Origin of the sequence: Vogesella sp., assembly GCF_046297735.1 — a bacterium.
Taxonomy (GTDB): Bacteria; Pseudomonadota; Gammaproteobacteria; order Burkholderiales; family Chromobacteriaceae; genus Vogesella; species Vogesella urethralis.
This window is the reverse complement of sequence record NZ_JBKBHK010000007.1, coordinates 90,998-112,124: the sequence shown is the minus strand read 5'-3', so window position 1 is coordinate 112,124 and position 21,127 is coordinate 90,998. Positions and strand designations below refer to the sequence as shown.

Below are 21,127 nucleotides of genomic sequence, written 5' to 3'. Positions count from 1 at the left end.
GGTTTGTATGAAAATCATTCTCAATTGTGAAAACGATGCAAACCGGTAAAACCTGACATCGACAATCAAAAAATTTTTCTGGCGGGCCGCGCCGGGCGCCTAGCGCGGGCTGATGCGCCAGCCACGGCCTTGCGCGGTGACCTGCAACGGCAGCACCGCCGGTAACGCCGCGGCGAACTGCGCGGGCGCGGTGGCCGGGAAGCTGCCGGTGAGGCGCAGCTGGCCGCTGGCAGGGTGCTGCAGCGTGAGGCCGCTATCGCCGTAGCGGTTGAATTCGGCAATGACGTCGGCCAGCGGCACGTTGTCGAACACCAGACGGCCATCGCGCCACGGCGCCACCGCTTCGGCTTGCATGCGCACCGGTGGCTGCAGCTGCTGGCCGTTGCCGGCAATCTGCTGCCCGGCCTGCAGGATGGCTTGTTGCAGCGGCGTGTTGTCGGCGGCGGCCTGGGCCGCGTCGCGGTATTGCTGCACCCGCACCCTGCCCTCGGCCACCGCCACCTGGTAGCTGCGGCCAACCTGGCGCACGCTGAAGCGGGTGCCCAGCACGGTGACGCGGTTGCTGCCGGCCAGCACGTGGAACGGGCGTTGCCGGTCGTGCGCGACGCTGAACAAGGCCTGGCCTTGCAGCAGCGTGGTGTCGCGGTGCTGGCGGTACAGGCTGACCTGCAGCCGGCTGGCGCTGTCCAGCAGCACCTGGCTGCCATCCGGCAGCGTGACGTTGCGCTGTTCGCCGCGGGCGGTGGCGAAGGTTTGCTGGTACAGCGGCTGCTGTTGCTGCCACTGTTGCCAGGCCAGGGTACCGCCGATGACGGCGCACAGACAGGCGGCCGCCGCCAGCGGCGCGCGCTGCCGGCTGCGGCGGGCCTGGGCCGGCTGCGGCGCTGGCGTGTGGGCGCTGACCGGCTGCAGCAAGGGCGGCAGGCCGGCGCGCAAGGCGTCGCGCTGCGCGGGGCTGGCGCGGGTGAGCAGGGTGTCGGCGGCCTGCAGGCTGGCCAGCGCCCGGCCGTGGGCGGGGTTGGCCGCCAGCCAGGCTTGCAGCTGGGCGTGTTGTGCCGGGCTGAGGCCTTGCAGCTGGCGCAGCAGCCAGGTGGCGGCCTGGGTATCGATAGCCTGTTCGGGAGCGGAATGGGCGGTCATCGGGCGTCCTGGTCGGTCATGGCCTGTTTGCAGGCCAGCATGCCGTTGATGATGTGCTTTTCCACCATATTGACGGAAATGCCCATTTTTTCGGCGATATCGGCGCTGGAAAGGCCGTCGAACTTGTACAGCACGAAGGCTTGCCGGCAGCGCGGGGGCAGCTGGCTGACGGCGTGCAGCAGGCGGTCCAGTTGCTGCTGGGCGGCGACGGTGCGTTCCGGTTCGCAGCCGGGGGCCGCCGCGTGGCTGTCTTCGTCCAGCTCGGTCTGCTCCGGCTGGCGCGCCTGCTGGCGGTACTGGTCCACCAGCAGGTTGCGCGCGGTGGCGTACAGCAGCGCACGCGGCTGCGCCGGCAGCGTGCTGCCGTGGCTGGCCAGTACCCTGGCGTAGCTTTCCTGCACCACGTCCTGGGCGCGTTCACGGCAGCCGGTACGGCCTGCGATGAAGTTCAGAAGTTCGTGGTAATAGCGCTCGAACACGGCCACAACCTGCCTGCAAAAAGGCGGATGGTAGCATTATTGCAAACAGGAATCACTATTGTTTGGGCGCGCTTGCCAAACGGACACAGTTGCGGCCGGCGGCTTTGGCCTGGTACATGGCGGCGTCTGCGCGGGCGATCAGGGTGTCGGTGTGTTCGCCGTCCGGGTGCAGGGTGGCCACGCCGATGCTGCAGGTCAGCGCCAGCGGCTCGTCGTGCCATACCGGGGCCAGGCCTGCCAGTGTGCGGCACAGGCGCTCGGCCAGCAGCAGCGCCGGCTGTTCGGTTTCCTGCGGCAGCAGGATGCAGAACTCCTCGCCGCCCCAGCGCGCGATGATGTCGATTTCACGCAGCTGCTCGCGCAGCATGCGGCCAACCTCTTTCAGCACGTGGTCGCCGGCCGGGTGGCCGAAGTGGTCGTTGAGCGCCTTGAAGTGGTCGAGATCCAGCATCAGCAGGCTGAAGCGTTGCCGGTAGCGGGCAAAGCGTTGCTGGCTGTACTGGCAGCGCTCCAGGAAGGCGCGGCGGTTCAGCAGGCCGGTGAGCGGGTCCAGCGTGGCCTGGCGGGCCAGTTCGGCTTCGGCGGCCTGGCGCGCCAGTTCCAGCTCGCGCACGTGCAGCAGGGTACCGATGCTGTCGGACAGGGTGGTGAGGTGCTCGACGATTTCTTCGTCGAAGCCTTCCGCCCGGTTGGCCAGCACCAGCACGCCCAGCACCGACAGGTGGAAGAAGCACGGGATCACCAGCAGGTTTTGCAGCGGCTGCAGGCTGCCGCCGGGGTCGTATAGCGCGGGGCGGCGGATGACCAGCGGTTCGCCGTTGGCGATGGCCTGGCCGAAAACGTGGTCCAGCCCGTACAGGTGGTAGCCGCTGGGTTGCGGCACCAGTTGCCGCATCAGCCATTGCAGCGCGTCCTGCTGCTGGTGGGCAATACTGGGGATGGCCAGGTAGGGGGTGTCGCTGTCGTTGACCTGGCAACTGGCGATGAAGCCCAGCGTGCAGTGGCTCATGTCCAGTAGCGACTGGGTAATGGTGCTGCAGGCCGCGCCCAGGTCGCGGTCCAGCAGGAAGCTGCTTTGCGCCTGGTTGATGGTGAGCAGTAGCCGTAGCTGGCGTTGGCCCAGTTGCACTGCCATACGCTTGCGGATCAGGTCGCTGAGGGTGTCGGCCAGCTGTTGCAGCAGGGTCTGGTCTTGCAGGTTGAACTGGCGGGGCTGGCGGTCGATCAGGCACAGCGTGCCGATGGCCAGCTGGTCGCTGATCAACAGCGGGGCGCCGGCGTAAAAGCGGATGCTGGGATCGCCCAGTACCAGCGGGTTGTCGGCAAAGCGGTCGTCTTGCAGCGCGTTGTCTACCACCAGCATGCGGCCACTGGCCACCACATGGCCGCAGAACGACACCTCGCGCCCGGTTTCGCAGACGTCCACGCCTACCTTGGCCTTGAACCATTGCCGCTGGGCGTCGATCAGCGATACCAGGGCGATGGGTACCCGGAAGATGCTGGCAGCCAGCTGCACGATGCGGTCGAACTCGATCTCGGCGGGCGTATCGAGTAGCGCGCTGCGGTTCAGTAACGCCAGCCTGGCGTGTTCGTGGCTGGCGGTGGGTGGTATCTGCATGCCGGGCTCCGGAGAAACGGCGCCGCCGCTGCGGACAGCGGGGCGCCGTTTTCCAGTGTAGGCAAGCGATCGCCATTCGTCATGGCACGTTGCGTGCCGTTCAGACGTGCAGCAGCACCATTTTCAGCGGCGGGTTGCCGTCGAAGGTGGGGAAGTCTTCTTCCGGCGTGATCCATTCTGCGTCGCGCACGCTGCGGCCGGCTTTTTCGGCGCTGCGCTTGAGCTGGGCCAGCCAGGCGTCGCGGTCTACCTGGGCTACGTTATTGCAGCAGATCAGCATGCCGCCTTCGGCGGTAGCCAGCAGCGCCGGTTTGAACAGCGCCGGGTAGTCGTTGATCAGGTCCACCACGCCGAACGGGCTCTTGGCGTAGCGCGGCGGGTCGAGGAACACCAGGTCGAACTGGCGCGCTTCCAGCGTCGGGAACGGGGGCATTTTCTTGCCGCGTACCATCTTGGGCTGGCCGATGCCCGCCAGCTGGCGCAGCGCGGCAAAGCAGTCGCTTTCCACGCAGCGCGGGCGGGTAGCCAGGCTGTTGATCTTGGCGTTGGCGCGCGCCACTTGCAGGCTGGATTCGGCAAAGTCCACGTTCATCACGAAGCTGGCGCCGGCTTTGGCGGCGGCCACGCCGACACCGCCGGTGTAGGCAAACAGGTTCAGCACGCTCTTGCCTTCGGCCAGCTGCATCACGCGGCGGCGGCCGGCGCGCAGGTCGAGGAACAGCCACGGGTCCTGGCCCTGGTGACGGGCCTGGAAGTGGTACTTCACGCCCAGCTCGCGGATGATGCGCGGCGTCTGCGCGGCTTCCAGCTGGTCTTCCGGCAGGCGGTTGCCGATGCGCGAGTTGGCGCCGCTGCGGTCGTTGTAGCAGGCGGCCAGGCCCAGCGGTGCGTAGTGCGCCAGGATGGTGGCGTGCTCGTCGTCGCTCAGCGGGGTGTGGAAGGTTTGCAGCAGCAGCGCATCGCCGTAGCGGTCGATGGTGAGGCCGGGGCGGCCTTCGGCGCTGCCGTGGAACAGGCGGTAGGTATCGGTTTCCTCGGTGGCCAGGCGGGCGACGAGGTCGGCGCGGCGCGCGTCGGCGGCGGCCAGCAGTTCGGACAGGGTGGACATGGTGTTCTCGCTGACAAATGAAGGCGGCCGGCAGCAAGTTGCTCCGGCCGTTGACTTCATTGTACGCGCTTGCCTGTGGCGGGCAGTAGCAAAATGCACCGCCCGCTAGGTCTTTACAGCGGCAGCTGGCGGCGCAGTTCGTCGGCCCAGTTGCGGCTGGCGAAATCCGCACCCATGACCAGCGAGCGGTAGAAGTCGCCGCCGAAGCGGGAGTCCACTTCAATCAGTACATGGGTTTCCTGGCCCCAGGGCAAGAAGGTGAGCTCGATTTCCTGGAAGCGGAAGTTGCCACCGCGAGGGCGCAGTTCCATTTCCTGATAGCAGCCCAGTGTGCTGTATACCTGGCCTACACGGGCGGTACCCACTTCCACGTCGGTACTGTAAAGGCCCCAGCCCAGTTGCTCAAAAGCTGCCAGCAGTGCAGCAACATGCGGGGTAGGGTGAATTTCCAGCAGGTCACGGTCGCTGGCGTCCACTGCCGAGGCAATCGCCAGGTCGGTGTGGATCCACACTGCCAGCGGGCGGCCATAGTGTGCCAGCGCGTTGATCGGCGTTTCGGCCGGCAGCTGCAGCTGGAATGGGAACTGGCGGGTTTCGCCTGCGCGTACGGTAAAGCGCGGGCTGACCAGCAGGCTGCCCAGCGGCAGTGCACCGCGTACTTCGTGGTCGCCGCTTTCCTGTTCGGCTTCTACCATCAGCACTAGCTCGATTTTCTCGATGTCCTGATCGGCATTGCCACCTTGTACCACCACGCGGCCGGTAAGCATATTACCGGGGTAGAGTCGCGGATTGTCCAGCTGGGTATCGACCTTGGCGCCACCGACGCCGATTGAGGCTAGCAGTTTCTTGAACATGTTGTATCCGTATTGAGTGCTGTGTGATGACGTGCCTGAGCGCACGGGTGCACAGACCGGACACAAGGCAGCAGGTTCCTCGCAGCGTGCATGTCTTTACGCGCGGGCATGAAAATGCCCCCAGCGCAGAGGCAACTGGGGGCGGTAGGTGACATACCGTTTTATTTGGCCGGCGTGCCTTCGCCAGCCACGATAGCATTCAATTGCGACGACAGCTCGGTGACAGCCTGGCCGGCGGCCGCCTTCATCTTGCTGGCTTTAGCCGACTTGCTGGCAGCGGGTGCCTGCTTGGACGCAGTTTTGTCCTGGGCAGCAGCTTTGGCTACTTTGGCCGGGCGCCCCATCAGTGCCGGGCGCACGTAAACCACATACCGCTCGATCTCGGCCAGCAGTTTGCCCGGTACGTTCATGCGGCGCGACAAGTCCTGTGCACGGGCCAGCTGGGCACGGTTCATGTCCTGTTCCAGTTGTGCCAGGTTGTTGGCCGCCAGCGTGTCACCCTGGGCACGTGCCAGGTTGTGTAGCGCGTAGGAGACGATAGCGTCTTTAGGTACACCCTGACCGTAGTAGTACATCACGCCCAGATTGTTGAGCCCGCCCACATTGTACTGAGCGGCGGCCCTGCGGTACCAGGCTACGGCTTCGTCATAGCTTTGCTTCACACCCTGACCGTTTTCGTACAGGCCACCCAAGCTGAACTGGGCGTCGGCGTTACCGCTACGTGCCGCTTTGCGGTACCAGTTAGCGGCCTGTTCGAAGTTTTGTTCGGTACCCTGGCCGTTATAGTATTGGCCTGCCAGTGCTACTTGTGCTGCCACGTTGTCTTGGGCCGCGGCTTGCTGATTGAGCTGGAAGGCTTTCTTCAGGTCGAATGGTACGCCGCTACCTTTGGCGTACAAGGCAGCCAGGCTGGCTTGGGCCTGCGCATCACCCTGGGCCGCGGCTTTGCTGTACCAGCTGGCGGCCTGAGTGTAGTCCTGCGGTAGCTCGTTGCCCTTCTCATACAATTGCGCCAGACTGGTTTGTGCACCGGCGTGGCCCTGGTTAGCGGCTTTGTTGTACCACATGGCGGCGTCGGTCAGGTCCTGGGCGGTGCCCTGACCTTTTTCCAGCATTTGGCCCAGGCTGTATTGCGCGTTGGCATCGCCCTGTTCGGCGGCTTTCACGAACCAGCTGGCGGCCAGCTGCTCGGTGGCGCGACGGTGCCAGACAGCGGCTTGTGCCGGGTCTTTCGGTACGCCCAGACCGCTTTGGTAAAGGTTACCCAGAATGGCTTGAGCATTTGGGTGGCCTTGCACCGCAGCCTTGCGGTACCAGTTGGCCGCACTGACGTAATCCTGCTCGACGCCACGGCCTTGCTGGTACATCTGGGCCAGACTGAACTGGGCGTCGGCGTCGCCTTGATCGGCTGCTTTGGCGAACCAGTCGGCAGCGGCGGCGTAATCCTGCGGTACACCGACACCGTTATGGAACATGGTGGCAAGGGCAGATTGTGCGTCGGCATAGCCCTGCTCGCCGGCACGACGGAACCACTTGGCAGCTTCTACCGGGCTCTTTTCTACACCACGGCCTTGCTGATACAGCACGCCTAGGTTGTATTGCGCTTGCGCTACGCCCTGCTCTGCCGCTTTGCGGAATAAGGTAGCCGCTTGTGCCGGGCTAGCCGGCGCACCGCTACCATTCTGTACCATCTCGGCCAGGCTGGTTTGCGCCTGGGCGTTACCGCTCTTGGCCGCCTTGCGGTACCAGTAAGCGGCACCAGTGACGTCCATTTGCTGCACGCGGCCACTCTGGTACAGGGTGGCAAGATGGGTCTGCGCTACGGTGTTGCCCTGCTCGGCAGCTTTACGGTACCAGCTGGCGGCGGTATTCAGGTCTTGCGCTACGCCATTGCCTTTTTCGTATAGCTGGCCCAGGTTCAGTTGCGCGTCAGCGTAGCCCTGTTCTGCGGCCTTGCGGTACCAGTTGGCCGCCTGCTCCAGGTTGACCGGGGTGCCCAGCCCTTTGCGGTACAGCTCGCCCAGCTGGTACTGCAGGCTGGCGTTGCCCTGCTCGGCTGCTGGCGTCCACTCGCGCAAGGCGGTGGCGAAATCCCCCTTGTTGAAGGCGGTGCGGCCTTCCTTGATGCCGGCAAATGCCGGTGCGGCCAGCATCAGGCTGGTCACGAGGACAGTCGTGGCGAAGCGTTTTTTCATATGCGTTTCTTCGTGAGTTGGGCGCCATGCCGGGCAGGCGGCGGCGGTTACGGCCTGTCGCGGTATGGTTTGGCGGCGGCCGGGCACGTTGCAGAAGTCTTTAAACGTTAATCATATCGTGTTGAAGCCGCAAAGACATGACCGTTTGGCGAAATAATGTCGGGCGCTGCTTGCGCTTGCGCGATTTTTGCAACCCTCATTGCCGCTGCAAGGGTTTCTGGCTGGCTTGTTGCAGCAGCGTTCTGGCTTGCTCCAGCATGGCGCGGCCTTCTGTTTCCCGCTCGCTGCTGATGTACAGCCAGCCCAGTGCTTGCAGCGTAGTGGCGTACGCCCGGTGCTGGCTGCCCAGGTTCAGTGCCAGCAGGGTCAGCGCTTGCTGATAATGGCCTTCTGCCTCGCTGAAACGCCGCTGGTAGTGATGGCAGTATGCCAGCTCGCGCTGAATGATGGCCGCGTGCAGGCCGTCGGCGTTGCCGCGGCGGGTTTCGCCTTCCAGCGCGTCCTGTAGCAGGGCGATGGCACGGTCGTAGTGTTGCAGCTGCTGCAAGCTGGCCCCCAACCTTGCCTGACTGTACAAAATGTCGGCATGGTCGGCAGGCAGGCGTTTCTGCCGGATGACCAGCGCTCTACCTAGCTGCTCGGCGGCCTTGTCATGCTGTTTTAGCTGTTGATAAAGCACACCCAAGGCCTGCTGCGATTCGGCTACTGCCAGGCTTTCGCTACCAGCCAGTACATCGCGGCTGGCCAGTGCTTGTAGCAGTAGTTTTTCGGCAAGTGCCGGCTGGCCGTTCAGCGCCAGTAAGCGGGCATAGGCTTGTTGTGACTCGGCTACTTTTAGATGCTGATCGCCGTAAACCTGTTGCCGCAAGGCTAGGGCTTTGGCGGCGGCTTCGCTGGCTGCGGCGTATTGCTGACGGCCAAGCAGCACAAACTGCAGCCGGTGCAGGATGTCTGCTTGCAGGGCGGGCTGGCTGTCCGGCGCGCGTGCCAGTAACGTGCGCAATTGCTTTTCGGCCTCGTCCAGCCGGCCCTGCATGGCCGGGCGGGCGGTACTTTCCAGTAGCGCCGGCCAGTCTTCCTGCACGACGGGCACGGCGGCAACCTCGCCCTGGGCCAGGGCGGACAGCAGCAGGGTGAGAGATAAAACGGCGCGAGGCTGGATCATGGTGTGAGACGGGATGCGGTGCCCTAATTTGAACGCGCTACCTGCGGTGATGCAAGTGCCATGTGCAGGCCGTTGGGCATGATGAATGCCTTTGATATGGAGCATTGCCTGCCGGAAAGCCGCCATGTCGCGCTCGACGCTTCTTGAACGCACGACCCCGCCCGCCGCCGCGCGGTGTGCGGCCAACCTTGCCGTTGGGGCCGTGCAGCGCTTGCGCGATTTTTGCAACCACTCTGCTAGGGTAAGCTTGTGCAGCGATGGGGCTGTTGAGTCGCTGTTACTTGAAACTGTCGAACAGCAACGCGGCATCGGCCAGCATCCGCTTCCCTTCTTCCGGCTTGCCGTTCATTTTGTAGAGCCACCCTAGGCTATCGAGCGTTACGGCATAGGGATAAGAGGTTTTGCCGACGGTGGCGGCAAATTGCATCAGTGCCTGCTGATAGTAGCGCTCTGCTTCTTCTACATGCCGCAGACTGTGGTGCGCATCGCCCAGCTCGCGTAGCACGATGGCTAGGTGAACCGGGTTGCGCTTGGGTACGGCCTGCTCTGCGGCCAGTACTTCTTCCAGCAAGGTGATGGCCGCCGAGTACTGCTTGTCGCTGCTGAGGGCGCTGCCCAGCCTGGCCTTGCTAACCAGCATGGACGGGTGGTTTGCCGGCAAAATCTGCTTTTTGATGTCGATAGCCTGTTGCAGGTAGTCGCGGGCTTTGGGCCAGTTTTTCTGGCGGCTGTACAGCGTACCTAGATTGTGCAAGCTTTCTGCCGTCTCGCGGCTGAGCTGACCAGCCAGTGCCCGCCGCATGTTCAGAGCCTGTTCGTGCAGACGGATAGCTTCGCGGTAGTTGCTGCGGTACTGGTGTAGCAGGGCCAGATTGTTGAGGGATTCGGCCACCAGCAAGTGCTGTTCGCCCAGCAGCTTCTTGTGCATAGCCAGTGCCGCATTGCCTGCAGTCTCGGCCTCTTGATAGCGGGTGTTGTCGCGCAGGAACTCGAACCAGGCATCCATCACGTCAGCGTAGAGCAGCGTGTCGGCAGGGATGGCGTCTGGTCCGTATAGCAGGGATTGCAGCAAGGGGCCGGCCTCTTGGTAGCGGTCTTGTCGTAACCAGCTGCGCGCTAGGTCGCGGCGTGCTTGCCAGCGGCTTGCTTGGTCGCTGGCGGCGGCAAGCGATGCTTCGGCTTCCTGAGCCGCTTGCTGGTACTCACCTTGCAGTAGTAGCTCGTCTATGCGGTTACCGGCATGACTGCAGGCAATAAACAGCAGTGGGAGACAGAGACGGGCAAGCAGACGCATGGTACTACCTTGGTGTGGATCGAAGGGTGAAACCATAGTATGCCATTGGATTGATGATTGTAAAAAAGTTGGCCGCATTACTTGCGGCCAACCTTTTTGTTTCACGTGAAGCAATCGCCGCATCAGGCCTTGTCGTAGAGCTTGGCGCCGCCTTTGACGAACTCGATGGCTTTCACTTCCATGCCCTTCTGCAGCGCGTCCTGCTCGCTGATGCCTTGCTTGGCGGCGAACTCGCGCACGTCCTGGGTGATCTTCATGCTGCAGAAGTGCGGGCCGCACATGCTGCAGAAGTGGGCCACCTTGGCGCTGTCTTTGGGCAGGGTTTCGTCGTGGAATTCACGCGCCTTGTCCGGGTCCAGGCCCAGGTTGAACTGGTCTTCCCAGCGGAACTCGAAGCGCGCCTTGGACAGCGCGTTGTCGCGGATCTGCGCGCCGGGGTGGCCTTTGGCCAGGTCGGCGGCGTGGGCGGCCAGCTTGTAGGTGATGATGCCTTCCTTGACGTCGTGCTTGTTGGGCAGTCCCAGGTGTTCTTTCTGGGTGACGTAGCACAGCATGGCGGTGCCGTACCAGCCGATCTGCGCGGCACCGATGGCCGACGTGATGTGGTCGTAGCCGGGGGCGATGTCGGTGGTGAGCGGGCCCAGCGTGTAGAACGGCGCTTCGTGGCACCATTCCAGCTCTTTATCCATGTTTTCTTTGATCAGCTGCATCGGCACGTGGCCGGGGCCTTCGATCATCACTTGCACGTCGTGCTGCCAGGCAATCTGGGTGAGCTCGCCCAGGGTTTTGAGTTCGCCTAGCTGCGCGGCGTCGTTGGCGTCCCAGGCGCTGCCGGGGCGCAGGCCGTCGCCCAGGCTGAAGGCCACGTCGTAGGCCTTCATGATGTCGCAGATTTCGGCAAAGTGGGTGTACAGGAAATTTTCCTGGTGATGCGCCAGACACCATTTGGCCATGATGGAGCCGCCGCGCGACACGATGCCGGTCATGCGGCCGGCGGTGAGCGGGACGTAGCGCAGCAGCACGCCGGCGTGGATGGTGAAGTAGTCCACGCCCTGCTCTGCCTGCTCGATCAGCGTGTCCTTGAAGATTTCCCAAGTCAGGTCTTCGGCCTTGCCATTGACCTTTTCCAGCGCCTGGTAGATGGGTACGGTGCCGATGGGGACCGGGCTGTTGCGCAGGATCCACTCGCGGGTTTCGTGGATGTTCTTGCCGGTGGACAAGTCCATGATGGTGTCGGCGCCCCAGCGGATGCCCCAGGTCATTTTGTCCACTTCTTCGCTGATCGACGACGTTACCGCGCTATTGCCGATATTGCCGTTGATTTTTACCAGGAAGTTGCGGCCGATGATCATTGGCTCGCTTTCGGGGTGGTTGATGTTGTTGGGGATGATGGCGCGGCCGGCGGCGATTTCCTGGCGCACGAACTCGGAGGTGATGGTGTCCGGCAGCTGGGCGCCAAAGCTGTGGCCGGCGTGCTGGCGGGTCATCAGTTCCAGCAGGCGGGTGTTGCCGGTGGCGTGCAGGCTGTCGATGTAGGCCTGGCGGTTGAGGTTTTCGCGGATGGCGACGTATTCCATTTCCGGCGTGATGATGCCGCGGCGGGCGTAGTGCATCTGCGTGACGTTGCAGCCGGGCTTGGCGCGGCGCGGCTGGCGCGTCAGGTTAAAGCGCAGGTCGGCCAGTTTGGGGTCGGCTTCGCGGGCGCGGCCGTAGTCGCTGGACAGGCCGGCCAGCAGCTCGGTGTCGTCGCGTTCGGCGATCCAGGCGGCGCGCAGTGCCGGCAGGCCGGAGCGGATGTCGATCTGCGCGTGCGGGTCGGTGTAGGGGCCGCTGGTGTCGTAAACGTAAATCGGCGGGTTGGCTTCACCGCCGAACTGGGTCGGGGTGTCGGCCTGGCTGATCTCGCGCATCGGCACGCGAATATCGGGGCGGCTGCCGGTGACGTAGATCTTGCGGGAATTGGGCAGCGGCTGGATGGCGGCGGAATCCACCACCATTTGCTGGTTCAGTTTGGCAGGCGCGTTCATCGGTACGGGTTCTCCAAGGCGATGAAACGGCGCAAGGAGCGGCCCGGGCTGGCCCGGCTGCCAGGGTTGGCCGCAAGCCGGGCGGGGAACGCTGCGCGGCGGGCGGTGTCTGGCAGATTACGCTTCCCTACGCCGGTATTATCCGGGTCAGGTTCGAAGGGTAACTCTCACCCGCGGCGCCTTCATGCCATACGCAAATTGGTGCGAATGGTACACAAGCGTCGCAGGACCCCTAGCGATGCTGTGAAGGTAAGGTAATTGTGGGATAATCGCAAGTTGCCATCTGCCGGACGATTGTGGAAGCAGGGTTGCCACAGCCCCGCTTTCAGAATCGCCCTATATGTTATTTGTCTTGGATCCCCCGGAGTTTCCGAATGAATTTCGAACAAGCCCGTTTCAACATGGTTGAGCAGCAAATCCGTCCGTGGGATGTGCTCGACACCTCCATCCTCGACCTGCTGTTCCACGTGAAGCGCGAAGACTTCGTGCCGGTAGAAAAGCGCCTGCTGGCCTTCGTGGACACCCAGCTACCGCTGGAAAACGGCAGCACCATGCTGGAGCCGAAAGTCGAAGCCCGCCTGCTGCAAGACCTGCAAGTGAAAGCCAGCGACAAGGTACTGGAAGTGGGTACCGGTAGCGGCTACCTCACCGCCCTGCTGGCCGCGGTAAGCCAGCACGTGTACAGCGTGGACCTGGACGCCGAGCAAAGCGAACGCGCTGCGGCCAACCTGAAAACCGCCGGCATCCGCAACGTGACCCTCAGCGTAGGCAACGGCATTGCCGGCCTGCCGGAGCAAGCCCCGTTCGACGTGATCTGCGTTGGCGGCTCCACCCCGGTGGTGCCGGAAACCCTGAAGGCCCAGCTGGCCGTGGGTGGCCGCATGGCCGTGATCGTGGGCGACGCCCCGGTGATGATTGCCAAGATCATCACCCGCGTCAGCGAAAACGCATTCCAGGAAAGCGTGAGCTTCGATACCAACCTGCCGCGTCTGCAGCAGATCGACGCCATCGAACCGGCCCGCTTCAGCTTCTAAGCCATGATGCGAGAAATCAGCGCCACCGAGCTGGCCGCCTGGCTGGCCGATAGCAGCCGCCCGCAGCCCTACCTGCTGGACGTGCGTGAAGACTGGGAACTGGCCCTGTGTCGCATTCCCGGCTCGCAGCAGATCGCCATGCACCTGATTCCGCTGCGCCACAACGAGCTGCCGGACGACGTGCCCATCGTCACCATCTGCCACCACGGCGTGCGCAGCTTCCAGGTGGGCCTGTTCCTGCAGAACGCCGGTTTCGAGCAGGTGCTGAGCCTGCGCGGCGGCGTGGAAGCCTGGGCCAACGACGTTGACCCGAGCATGGCGCACTACTGAGCGCCCGCTGCCGCACCCTCAAGCCGCCCCTGCCGGGCGGCTTTGTTTTTGCCTTATTTACCGGAAGCCTGCCATGTACCACCTCGCCCCTGCCCTCGCCCGCCTGCCTGCCGCCTGGCAAACCGTGCTGCAACAGCCTGCGATGGCGGCCAACTTGCAGCATATTGAAGCCAAACTGGCCGAACGTGCCGCTGGCGGCGCCGTCATCTACCCGCCCGCCGGGCAGGTCTTCCACGCGCTGCAATACGCCGACCCGGCTGCGGTGAAGGTGGTGATCCTGGGGCAAGACCCGTACCACGGCGCCGGCGAGGCGATGGGGCTGAGCTTTTCGGTGCCGGCCGGGGTGAAGATTCCGCCCAGCCTGCGCAATATGTACAAGGAACTGGCCAGCGACCTCGGCATCGCCCCTGCCAGCCACGGCGACCTCACCCACTGGGCACAGCAGGGCGTGCTGCTGCTGAACACCTCGCTGACGGTGGAGGCCGACTGCGCCGGCAGCCACGGCAAGTTCGGCTGGCAGGCGGTGACCGACGCGCTGATCGACGCCGTTAACGCCCACAACCCCGGCTGCGTGTTTTTGCTGTGGGGTAACTGGGCGCAGGGCAAGGCCGAGCGTATCGACGCCAGCCGCCACGGCGTGTTCAAGGCAGTGCATCCGTCGCCGCTGTCCGCCAGCCGCGGCTTCTTCGGCTCGCGCCCGTTCTCGCAGGCCAACGCCTGGCTACAGGCGCATGGCCGCGAGGGCATCGACTGGGCGCTGCCGGCGCCGCAGGGTGGTTTGTTTTAAGGCTGAAGTGCTGTTTTAGCCACGAAAGCACACGAAAAGCACGGAAATTGCAGCAAGCAGCAGCGTTTTGCCCACGCGCATCGGGCAGCCCTAGCGCTTTTCTCTTCCGTGTTTTCAGTGTGTTTCCGTGGCGAAAAGACTTTTTTAGCCACGAAAGCACGCGAAAAGCACGGAAAATGCGACAAGCGGCACTTTTGCTCACGCCCATCGGGCTGCTATGGCGTTTTTTCCTTCCGTGTTTTCAGTGTGTTTCCGTGGCAAAAGTACTTTTTTAGCCACGAAAGTACACGAACTGCACGGAAAAGCAGCAAGCGGTACCGTTTTGGTCACGTCCATCTGGCAGCAACGGTCATTTCTCTTTTCGTGCTTTTTGTGGATTTCGTGGCAAAAATGATTTTCAGGCAGGCGCAGGCAGTTGGCCGCGTGCCACGCAGCGCTGTTTGATGCGGCCAACCGCAGCACGCCGGTGACGCCCACACCGGCACCGAAGTGGTGGAGGTTGCCGGCCAGCAACCACATCCCGCTCGCGTGGGTGATGGCTTTATTGCTTCACGTGAAACGTTTATTGCAACAATTTGGCTTCTACGGCTGCCGTATAACTCACTTTTCGTGCCTGTGTCATGGCCAGGTCGTGCGGTGTGGTGCTGACAGCGCCATCTGTTTTGCCGCTGCCGGTTTGTCCGCTTTCTCGCTATTTGAAGAGGCCGCAGGGTGACGTGGCGGTACTGCGGGTGCCGGCACCAAAGGACAGTTTGTGCCACGCCAGTGGCGCCGGGGCTTTGTGATACAGTGAAATCCCGGCTGACCCGGCCATCTTCCCCGACAGAAAGGCTGCCATGAGCACCAATCCGCTGCTAGCCAACTGGGATACGCCCTACCAGTTTCCCCCGTTCGACCAGATTGCTGCCGAGCACTTCGTGCCGGCGTTCGACGCGCTGTTCGCCGCGCATCAGGCCGAACTGGACGCCATTGCGGCCAACCCGGCCGCTCCCGATTTTGCCAATACCGTCGAAGCGCTGGCCGAGAGCGGCCTGCTGCTGGAACGCGCCAGCCTGCTGCTGGATAACCTGTCTGCCTCGGTTGGCAGCGACGCGCTGCAGGCTGTCGATCGCGACATGGCGCCGCGCCTGGCGGCGCACCACAGCAGCGTGTATCTGAACGCCGCGCTGTTTGCCCGCCTGGACGCGGTCTACCGCGAACGCGCCGCGCTGGGGCTGGACGAAGAGCAGCAACGGCTGCTGACCCGCCTGCACCGCAACTTTGTGCGTGCCGGTGCCCGGCTGGATGGCGCGGCGCGTAGCCGCTTTGCCACCATCGTGTCGCGGCTGGCCGAGCTGCAAACCGCATTCAGCCAGAACGTGCTGGCCGACGAGGGCGAGTACGTGCTGCCGCTGGGTGAACAGGATATCGACGGCCTGCCCGGCTACGTGCTGGACGCCGCGCGCAACGCCGCCACCGAGCGCGGGCTGGATGGCTACGCACTGACGCTGTCGCGTTCGGCGGTCATCGGCTTTCTGACCTACGCCACCCGCCGCGACCTGCGCGAACAGCTGTGGCGTGCCTGGACCAGCCGCGGCGAACACCCGGCGCGCGCCAACGCGCCGCTGGCCCGCGAGATCCTGGCGCTGCGTACCGAAAAAGCCGCGCTGCTGGGCTACGCCAGTTACGCCGACTACGCGCTGGAAGACCGCATGGCCGGCAAGCCGCAGGCAGTGTACGACCTGCTGGCGCAAGTATGGGAGCCGGCCAAGCAACGCTTTGCCGCCGAGAAAGTGCTGTTGCAGCAGGAAGCCGCCCGTCTGGGCCTGCCGCAGGATATCCAGCCGTGGGACTGGTGGTTGCTGGCCGAAAAAGTGCGTGTGGCGCGCTACGCGCTGGACGACGCCCAGATCAAGCCCTACTTCAGCCTGCCACGCATGCAGGCCGCCATGTTCGACGTGGCCGGCCGCCTGTTCGGCCTGCAGTTCGCGCCGCGCGACGACCTGCCGCGTTACCACCCCGACGTGCAGGTATGGGAAGTGCGCCGCGACGACACCGTGATCGGCCTGTTCATCGGCGACAACTACGCGCGCCAGGGCAAGCAGGGCGGCGCCTGGATGCACCTGTACCGCCAGCAAAGCGGCAAGGGTGCGGCCCGCGTGTTGCCCATCGTCATCAATAACAACAACTTCGCCAAGGCCGGCAGCGGCCCTACCCTGCTGAGCTTTGACGACGTGCGCACCTTGTTCCACGAGTTCGGCCACGCGCTGCACGGCCTGCTGTCCGACGTGCAGTACCGCCTGCTGTCCGGCCCCAATACGCCGCAGGACTACGTGGAGCTGCCGTCGCAGCTGCTGGAAAACTGGGCGCTGGTGCCGGAAGTGCTGGCCGAGCACGCGCGCCATGTGGATAGCGGCGAGCCGATTCCGCCGGCACTGGTGGCGGCCATCAAGGCGGCCAGCACCTTCAACCAGGGCTTCGAGACCGTGCGCTACAGCGCGTCCACGCTGATCGACCTGGCGCTGCACCAGCGCAACGACGCCGATGGTGTGGACATCCTCGCCTTTGAGGCGGCCGAGCGTGCCCGGCTGGGCGTGCCGCCGGAAGCGGGCATGAACCACCGCCTGCCGCACTTTGGCCACGTGTTTTCCGACGACTACTACGCCGCCGGTTACTACGTGTACATGTGGGCCGAGGTGCTGGAGGCGGAAGCGTTTGCCGCGTTTGAAGAAGCCGGCAACCCGTTTGACGCGGCGCTGGCCGCCAAGCTGCAGCGCTACATCTACAGCGCTGGCGACGCACGCGAACAGCGGGCGGCGTTCCGCGCCTTCCGTGGTCACGACCCGCAGGCGGCGCCGATGCTGGAGAAGCGCGGCCTGCTGACGGTGTAAGGTTGGCCGCAGGCTAAACGCACAAGGCCGCCCTTCGCGGTAATGCCTGTCAGCTAGGGGAATGTGCTTGGTTCTCAAGTAGCAGGACGTGAGTGAAGCGCCCCATCCCGTTGGCGCGAGCCGGTCAAAATGGTTCGCCCCAGGGTTGTGCTGAGCGAATCGAAGATTCGCACGCGCAAGACGCCGATTTGTGTGAGCCCCGAGCCGTTAGCGAGGGGTGAGTTTGGCGGCGCCTGGGGCGTGCCATTTTGACCGGGGTTTCGAGCAGCCCCGGGTTGCGGGGTCTGCGTGCGAATCTTTGATTCGCTCAGCGATAGAAAAGGGGGCGGCAATCCGCCCCCTTTCCCGTCTTATTCCCTCGCGACGCTGCGCTTGCCTCGCTCGGTCACGGGCGGAACCGGCATCTAATCATCGTCCGCATAGCGGACACACTAGCCTACTTCAACGCAACAAACCCCTAACCAAAAACGCCAGTCAGCGTTAACTGACTGGCATTCGCCCTGCGGGGCGGCCTTGTGCTGTCTGCTTGCCCTTACTCAGGCCGGGCTGACGTGGGCGTCCAGCATATAGCCTTCGCCGCGCACGGTGCGGATCAGTGCCGGGTTGCGCGGGTCGTCGCGCAGCTTGCCGCGCAGGCGCGAGATCAGGATGTCGATGCTGCGGTCGAACACGTCCACCGCCCCGCCACGGGTGAGGTCCAGCAGCAGCTCGCGGTCCAGTACCGCGTGCGGGCGCTGGACCAGCACCGACAGCAGGCGGAACTCGGCGCTGGACAGTGGAATGATCGTGCCGTCGCTGTCGTGCAGCTGGCGCAGCGTGCTGTTGAGCAGCCAGTTGCCGAAGCGCACGCGCTGGTGGCCGCTTTGGCTGCGCTGTGCTTTGGCCTGGCTGCGGTTACGGCGCAGTACCGAGTGCAGGCGCGCCACCAGCTCGCGGATGTCGAACGGCTTGGCCAGAAAGTCGTCGGCGCCGATTTCCAGGCTGATGATGCGCTCGGTGAGGTCGTTGCGGGCGCTGATCATCACGATGGGAATCTCGGACTGCATGCGCAGGCGCTTGCACAGGCTGAGCCCGTTTTCACCCGGCAGCATCAGGTCCAGCACGATGGCGTCGAAATGCTGGCTGCCCAGCTGGGCTTCCATTTCACGGCCATCGGCCACGCCGGTGGCCTGCATGGCAAAGCCGCCCAGGTAGTTGCAGATCAGCTCGCGAATGGCGTCATCGTCGTCGACGACCAGGATGTTCAAGCCTTGGCCCGGCGCCGCCGTCGTAGTGCTGGCAGTGTTAATCACAGCTTGCATGAGGTTTCCGTAATGTTGCGGCAGGGCCGACTAGGTAATGGCTTGTAGCTTAATGCTGCTGTGCAGCCTGGCTTTGTGCTGTTTGTATAAGTTTTCATACAAACTGACCAAACCACAGCAATAAGCTCGCTTGTAGACTGCGACAAACTCACAGCCGCCGCGTATGCGGCCAACCATCATGTCCTTCCGTTTTCTGTCGCTTTTGCTGCCGCTGGCCCCTCTGGCCCTGCTGGCTGGCTGCATTACGGTGCAGAACTTGCCTAGCCCGGCACGTGATGTGTTTACGTTCTCGTTTTCCACCGCTAGCGAAATGCAGGCCATGGCTGAAAAGGCCGAGCAGGCGGCAGCGCGGCGCCCTGCGCCTTATAAGCGGATTTGTATCGAATGGAACGAGGCGGTAACGGTGCCGGACATGCTGTCGGTGATCGAGTCCGGCTTGCGCCGGCGTCAGGTGGAAACCCAGGTCTATGCGCCAGGTACCGCGCCTACGGGCTGCGTTACGTTGGTGTACGCGGCAACTCGTGCCTGGGAACAGGATTTTGCCTATTTGAACTATGCCAGTATGGCATTGCAGCAGGGCGGCAAGACTTTGTCCAAGGTAACGTACGAGCCGCGCATGCTGGGTTTTGACCGCTGGGCCAGTACCGAGGCCAAGCTGATTTTTCTGCTGGACGAGCTGGTATCGCAGCCGCCCAGACCGCCGGCTTTCGCGGCGCCGTAGCGCTTGCGCCGCGTTTGTTTCCCCCGCCAGCTCGCTGTGGCATAGGCAAACGACCTGGCTTGCGTCGCCTGGTAAATCGCATTGACCAGCATTAGTACAGGGTAACGGCGGCGCCGAACAGGAACTGCACCCATGCCAGCACGCTGGCGTCCAGCGGCATGTTCTGGTTGATCTGGTCCAGGCGGGCATTAATGACGTAGCGCGACGAGATGCTGTTATCCGCTTGCAACTGGGCGCTGTTGATGATGCCGGAGAAGCGCAGCGTGGTTTGTTTACCGTTCAGCAGCACGATCTTGTCGCCGCCCACCACCAGGTAGCCATTGGGCAGCACGTCCAGTACCGACACCATCATGTTGCCGCTGACCTTGGTGCGGTTATTGAGCTTGCTATCGTCTTTGTCGGCCAGCGAATAGCTGGAATTGACGTCCACATCGAACACTTCTTTTACCAAGCCAGGCAGGGTATGCAAGGCACCCGGCCCCTTGACGGTATTGGCGCCGGTGGCTTTGTCGTCCAGCGCCCGGCTGGTGCTGCCGCTCATGTCCTCGGCGATGGTGACCGTCACCGCGTCGCCGACGCGGCGGGCAATCTGCGACTCGAAAAACAGCCGTGCTGTGGCCGGGTTGTAAATGCCGCCATCGCCGGCGCCGGTTAGCACTGGCTTGAGTTGCGGGTAGCTGCTGGTGGGCAATTGCACCACCGATTGCGTGGTGCAGGCAGCAAGCAGGAGCACGGGGCAGATCAGGGCAAGGCGGCGCATGGCAGGCTTCCGGTTTGTGTCATGACGTACATTCAAGCAGCCGTACGTATCGGCCCTATCCTGATTTGGTCGCCACTTTGTGCCGTTGTGCAGTGCGGTAAATACAAAACGGAAATGTGCGCGCGCTGCCTGCCGATTGCGCATACCATACCGGCTGTCATTGTGTTTACTGTGAGGCTGTCATGCGTATCGGTACCCCTCTTTCCGCGTCGGCGCGACGCGTCATGCTGCTGGGCAGCGGCGAACTGGGCAAGGAAGTGGTGATCGCCCTGCAACGGCTGGGGGTGGAAACCATTGCCGTCGATCGTTACCCGGACGCGCCGGCGATGCAGGTGGCGCACCGCAGCCACGTCATCAACATGGCCGACCCGGCGGCACTGCGTGCGCTGGTAGAGGCCGAGCGCCCGCACCTGGTGGTGCCGGAAATCGAAGCCATTGCCACAGAAGAGCTGCTGCGCATCGAGGCCGACGGCCTGGCCGAGGTGATCCCTACTGCGCGTGCGGCCAACCTCACCATGAACCGCGAAGGCATTCGCCGCCTGGCAGCAGAAGAACTGGGCCTGCCCACCTCGCCGTACGCGTTTGCCAGCAGCCTGGCCGAACTGCAGGCCGCCATCGACGCCGGTATCGGCTACCCCTGCCTGGTGAAGCCGGTGATGTCGTCCAGCGGCAAGGGCCAGTCGCTGCTGAAGGGGCCGGCCGATGTCGCCGCCGCCTGGGATTACGCGGTCAGCGCCGGTCGCGTGGACAAGGGCCGTGTCATCGTGGAAGGTTTCATCGATTTCGAGTACGAGATCACCCTGCTGACCGTACGCGCCAATGACGGCCAAGGCGGTGTTGCCACCCATTTCTGCGCTCCGGTCGGCCATTTGCAGCAGCGCGGCGACTACGTGGAAAGCTGGCAGCCGCAGGCGATGAGCGCGCTGGCGCAGCAGCGGGCGCAGGAGATGGCGGCCAAGGTCACCGCGGCGCTGGGCGGCCGTGGCCTGTTTGGTGTGGAGCTGTTTGTGAAGGGCGATACGGTGTGGTTCTCCGAAGTGAGCCCGCGCCCGCACGACACCGGGCTGGTGACGCTGGCCAGCCAGCGTTTCAGCGAGTTCGAGCTGCACGCGCGCGCCATTCTGGGCTTGCCGGTGGACGTTAGCCTGCGCACGCCGGCGGCGTCGGCGGTGATCTACGGCCGTCTGGAAGCGGCCGGCATTGCCTTTGACGGTGTGGCCGAGGCGCTGGCGGTACCCGGCGCGGATATCCGCCTGTTCGGCAAGCCGGAAAGTTTCGCGCGCCGTCGCATGGGCGTGGCGGTAGCCTACGCCGACAACGTGGACAGCGCCCGCGAGCGCGCCCGCGCCGCCGCCGGCAAGGTGCTGCCGGTGCGCGGCGATTAAGCCTGGCGGCCAACGTTGGCCGCAGCCGGTAGAAACCCACAAGGGCAAGCCGTATGGCT

At 63.9% G+C, this 21,127-nt stretch carries 18 protein-coding genes and 1 riboswitch; of the genes, 6 read left to right on the top strand and 12 right to left on the bottom strand.

What is annotated here, in order from left to right; genetic code table 11:
* Window positions 1-99: 99 nt before the first annotated feature.
* The 9 genes from ACK4FZ_RS10625 to thiC all read right to left on the bottom strand — a co-directional run bounded on the left by ACK4FZ_RS10625 (window position 100) and on the right by thiC (window position 11,880).
* The gene (locus ACK4FZ_RS10625) at window positions 100-1,140 is read right to left on the bottom strand and encodes a FecR family protein (protein ID WP_409820655.1); all 1,041 of its coding nucleotides are present in this window, start codon (window positions 1,138-1,140) and stop codon (window positions 100-102) included.
* The gene (locus tag ACK4FZ_RS10620; RefSeq protein ID WP_409820653.1) at window positions 1,137-1,619 is read right to left on the bottom strand and encodes a sigma-70 family RNA polymerase sigma factor; all 483 of its coding nucleotides are present in this window, start codon (window positions 1,617-1,619) and stop codon (window positions 1,137-1,139) included. The genes ACK4FZ_RS10625 and ACK4FZ_RS10620 overlap by 4 nt, the downstream gene beginning before the upstream one ends.
* 55 nt (window positions 1,620-1,674) lie before the next feature.
* On the bottom strand, window positions 1,675-3,237 hold the full coding sequence (locus ACK4FZ_RS10615; protein ID WP_409820651.1) for a diguanylate cyclase: 1,563 nt from the start codon (window positions 3,235-3,237) through the stop codon (window positions 1,675-1,677).
* A gap of 100 nt (window positions 3,238-3,337) precedes the next feature.
* Window positions 3,338-4,345: a class I SAM-dependent rRNA methyltransferase gene (locus ACK4FZ_RS10610; RefSeq protein ID WP_409820649.1), complete on the bottom strand. Its 1,008-nt coding sequence runs from the start codon at window positions 4,343-4,345 to the stop codon at window positions 3,338-3,340.
* 113 nt (window positions 4,346-4,458) lie between these two features.
* Window positions 4,459-5,199, bottom strand: a complete 741-nt coding sequence (locus ACK4FZ_RS10605) for a sporulation protein (protein WP_409820647.1) — start codon at window positions 5,197-5,199, stop codon at window positions 4,459-4,461.
* Window positions 5,200-5,360: 161 nt separating this feature from the next.
* Window positions 5,361-7,394: an SEL1-like repeat protein gene (locus tag ACK4FZ_RS10600; protein WP_409820645.1), complete on the bottom strand. Its 2,034-nt coding sequence runs from the start codon at window positions 7,392-7,394 to the stop codon at window positions 5,361-5,363.
* 196 nt (window positions 7,395-7,590) lie between these two features.
* Window positions 7,591-8,559 (bottom strand): tetratricopeptide repeat protein, encoded by a 969-nt coding sequence (locus ACK4FZ_RS10595; RefSeq protein WP_409820643.1) that lies wholly within the window; start codon window positions 8,557-8,559, stop codon window positions 7,591-7,593.
* A 277-nt stretch (window positions 8,560-8,836) separates the two neighbouring features.
* Window positions 8,837-9,853, bottom strand: coding sequence for a tetratricopeptide repeat protein (locus tag ACK4FZ_RS10590; protein WP_409820641.1), 1,017 nt, complete (start codon window positions 9,851-9,853; stop codon window positions 8,837-8,839).
* 122 nt (window positions 9,854-9,975) lie between these two features.
* Window positions 9,976-11,880: a phosphomethylpyrimidine synthase ThiC gene (thiC, locus tag ACK4FZ_RS10585; protein ID WP_409820638.1), complete on the bottom strand. Its 1,905-nt coding sequence runs from the start codon at window positions 11,878-11,880 to the stop codon at window positions 9,976-9,978.
* A 107-nt stretch (window positions 11,881-11,987) separates the two neighbouring features.
* Window positions 11,988-12,124: riboswitch (TPP riboswitch) on the bottom strand.
* Window positions 12,125-12,254: 130 nt separating this feature from the next.
* Here thiC and ACK4FZ_RS10580 point away from each other — a divergent pair.
* From ACK4FZ_RS10580 to ung, 3 genes are all read left to right on the top strand, one after another.
* On the top strand, window positions 12,255-12,914 hold the full coding sequence (locus ACK4FZ_RS10580) for a protein-L-isoaspartate O-methyltransferase family protein (RefSeq protein ID WP_144370646.1): 660 nt from the start codon (window positions 12,255-12,257) through the stop codon (window positions 12,912-12,914).
* Window positions 12,915-12,917: 3 nt separating this feature from the next.
* Entirely contained in the window at window positions 12,918-13,244 is a 327-nt protein-coding gene (locus ACK4FZ_RS10575) for a rhodanese-like domain-containing protein (protein WP_409820635.1), read from the top strand.
* A gap of 73 nt (window positions 13,245-13,317) precedes the next feature.
* Window positions 13,318-14,031 (top strand): uracil-DNA glycosylase, encoded by a 714-nt coding sequence (gene ung / locus ACK4FZ_RS10570; protein WP_409820634.1) that lies wholly within the window; start codon window positions 13,318-13,320, stop codon window positions 14,029-14,031.
* Between the two features lie 198 nt (window positions 14,032-14,229).
* Here the strand turns inward: ung and ACK4FZ_RS10565 are convergent, their stop codons facing one another.
* On the bottom strand, window positions 14,230-14,550 hold the full coding sequence (locus ACK4FZ_RS10565; RefSeq protein ID WP_409820632.1) for a hypothetical protein: 321 nt from the start codon (window positions 14,548-14,550) through the stop codon (window positions 14,230-14,232).
* A gap of 317 nt (window positions 14,551-14,867) precedes the next feature.
* Here ACK4FZ_RS10565 and ACK4FZ_RS10560 point away from each other — a divergent pair, with 317 nt between their 5' ends.
* A complete protein-coding gene (locus ACK4FZ_RS10560) occupies window positions 14,868-16,901 on the top strand; it encodes a M3 family metallopeptidase (protein ID WP_409820629.1) in 2,034 nt (677 codons plus the stop codon).
* Between the two features lie 536 nt (window positions 16,902-17,437).
* Here ACK4FZ_RS10560 and ACK4FZ_RS10555 read toward each other — a convergent pair.
* Window positions 17,438-18,202: a response regulator gene (locus ACK4FZ_RS10555; RefSeq protein WP_409820627.1), complete on the bottom strand. Its 765-nt coding sequence runs from the start codon at window positions 18,200-18,202 to the stop codon at window positions 17,438-17,440.
* Window positions 18,203-18,380: 178 nt separating this feature from the next.
* Here ACK4FZ_RS10555 and ACK4FZ_RS10550 point away from each other — a divergent pair, with 178 nt between their 5' ends.
* Entirely contained in the window at window positions 18,381-18,923 is a 543-nt protein-coding gene (locus ACK4FZ_RS10550) for a hypothetical protein (protein WP_409820625.1), read from the top strand.
* 91 nt (window positions 18,924-19,014) lie between these two features.
* Here the strand turns inward: ACK4FZ_RS10550 and ACK4FZ_RS10545 are convergent, their stop codons facing one another.
* Entirely contained in the window at window positions 19,015-19,683 is a 669-nt protein-coding gene (locus ACK4FZ_RS10545; protein WP_409820622.1) for a flagellar basal body L-ring protein FlgH, read from the bottom strand.
* Window positions 19,684-19,865: 182 nt separating this feature from the next.
* On the opposite strand from ACK4FZ_RS10545, the gene purT reads away from it, so the two are divergent.
* Window positions 19,866-21,068 (top strand): formate-dependent phosphoribosylglycinamide formyltransferase, encoded by a 1,203-nt coding sequence (purT, locus tag ACK4FZ_RS10540; protein WP_409820620.1) that lies wholly within the window; start codon window positions 19,866-19,868, stop codon window positions 21,066-21,068.
* Window positions 21,069-21,127: the final 59 nt, after the last annotated feature.

Bases quoted from the DNA above. Each gene is read 5' to 3' on its own strand.
- purT (WP_409820620.1), top strand. From the start codon at position 19,866: ATGCGTATCGGTACCCCTCTTTCCGCGTCGGCGCGACGCGTCATGCTG.
- ACK4FZ_RS10575 (WP_409820635.1), top strand. From the start codon at position 12,918: ATGATGCGAGAAATCAGCGCCACCGAGCTGGCCGCCTGGCTGGCCGAT.
- ACK4FZ_RS10565 (WP_409820632.1), bottom strand. From the start codon at position 14,550: ATGTGGTTGCTGGCCGGCAACCTCCACCACTTCGGTGCCGGTGTGGGC.
- ACK4FZ_RS10625 (WP_409820655.1), bottom strand. From the start codon at position 1,140: ATGACCGCCCATTCCGCTCCCGAACAGGCTATCGATACCCAGGCCGCC.
- ACK4FZ_RS10590 (WP_409820641.1), bottom strand. From the start codon at position 9,853: ATGCGTCTGCTTGCCCGTCTCTGTCTCCCACTGCTGTTTATTGCCTGC.
- ACK4FZ_RS10615 (WP_409820651.1), bottom strand. From the start codon at position 3,237: ATGCAGATACCACCCACCGCCAGCCACGAACACGCCAGGCTGGCGTTA.
- ACK4FZ_RS10605 (WP_409820647.1), bottom strand. From the start codon at position 5,199: ATGTTCAAGAAACTGCTAGCCTCAATCGGCGTCGGTGGCGCCAAGGTC.
- ACK4FZ_RS10610 (WP_409820649.1), bottom strand. From the start codon at position 4,345: ATGTCCACCCTGTCCGAACTGCTGGCCGCCGCCGACGCGCGCCGCGCC.
- ACK4FZ_RS10560 (WP_409820629.1), top strand. From the start codon at position 14,868: ATGAGCACCAATCCGCTGCTAGCCAACTGGGATACGCCCTACCAGTTT.
- ACK4FZ_RS10580 (WP_144370646.1), top strand. From the start codon at position 12,255: ATGAATTTCGAACAAGCCCGTTTCAACATGGTTGAGCAGCAAATCCGT.
- ACK4FZ_RS10550 (WP_409820625.1), top strand. From the start codon at position 18,381: ATGTCCTTCCGTTTTCTGTCGCTTTTGCTGCCGCTGGCCCCTCTGGCC.
- thiC (WP_409820638.1), bottom strand. From the start codon at position 11,880: ATGAACGCGCCTGCCAAACTGAACCAGCAAATGGTGGTGGATTCCGCC.
- ACK4FZ_RS10545 (WP_409820622.1), bottom strand. From the start codon at position 19,683: ATGCGCCGCCTTGCCCTGATCTGCCCCGTGCTCCTGCTTGCTGCCTGC.
- ung (WP_409820634.1), top strand. From the start codon at position 13,318: ATGTACCACCTCGCCCCTGCCCTCGCCCGCCTGCCTGCCGCCTGGCAA.
- ACK4FZ_RS10600 (WP_409820645.1), bottom strand. From the start codon at position 7,394: ATGAAAAAACGCTTCGCCACGACTGTCCTCGTGACCAGCCTGATGCTG.
- ACK4FZ_RS10555 (WP_409820627.1), bottom strand. From the start codon at position 18,202: ATGCAAGCTGTGATTAACACTGCCAGCACTACGACGGCGGCGCCGGGC.
- ACK4FZ_RS10595 (WP_409820643.1), bottom strand. From the start codon at position 8,559: ATGATCCAGCCTCGCGCCGTTTTATCTCTCACCCTGCTGCTGTCCGCC.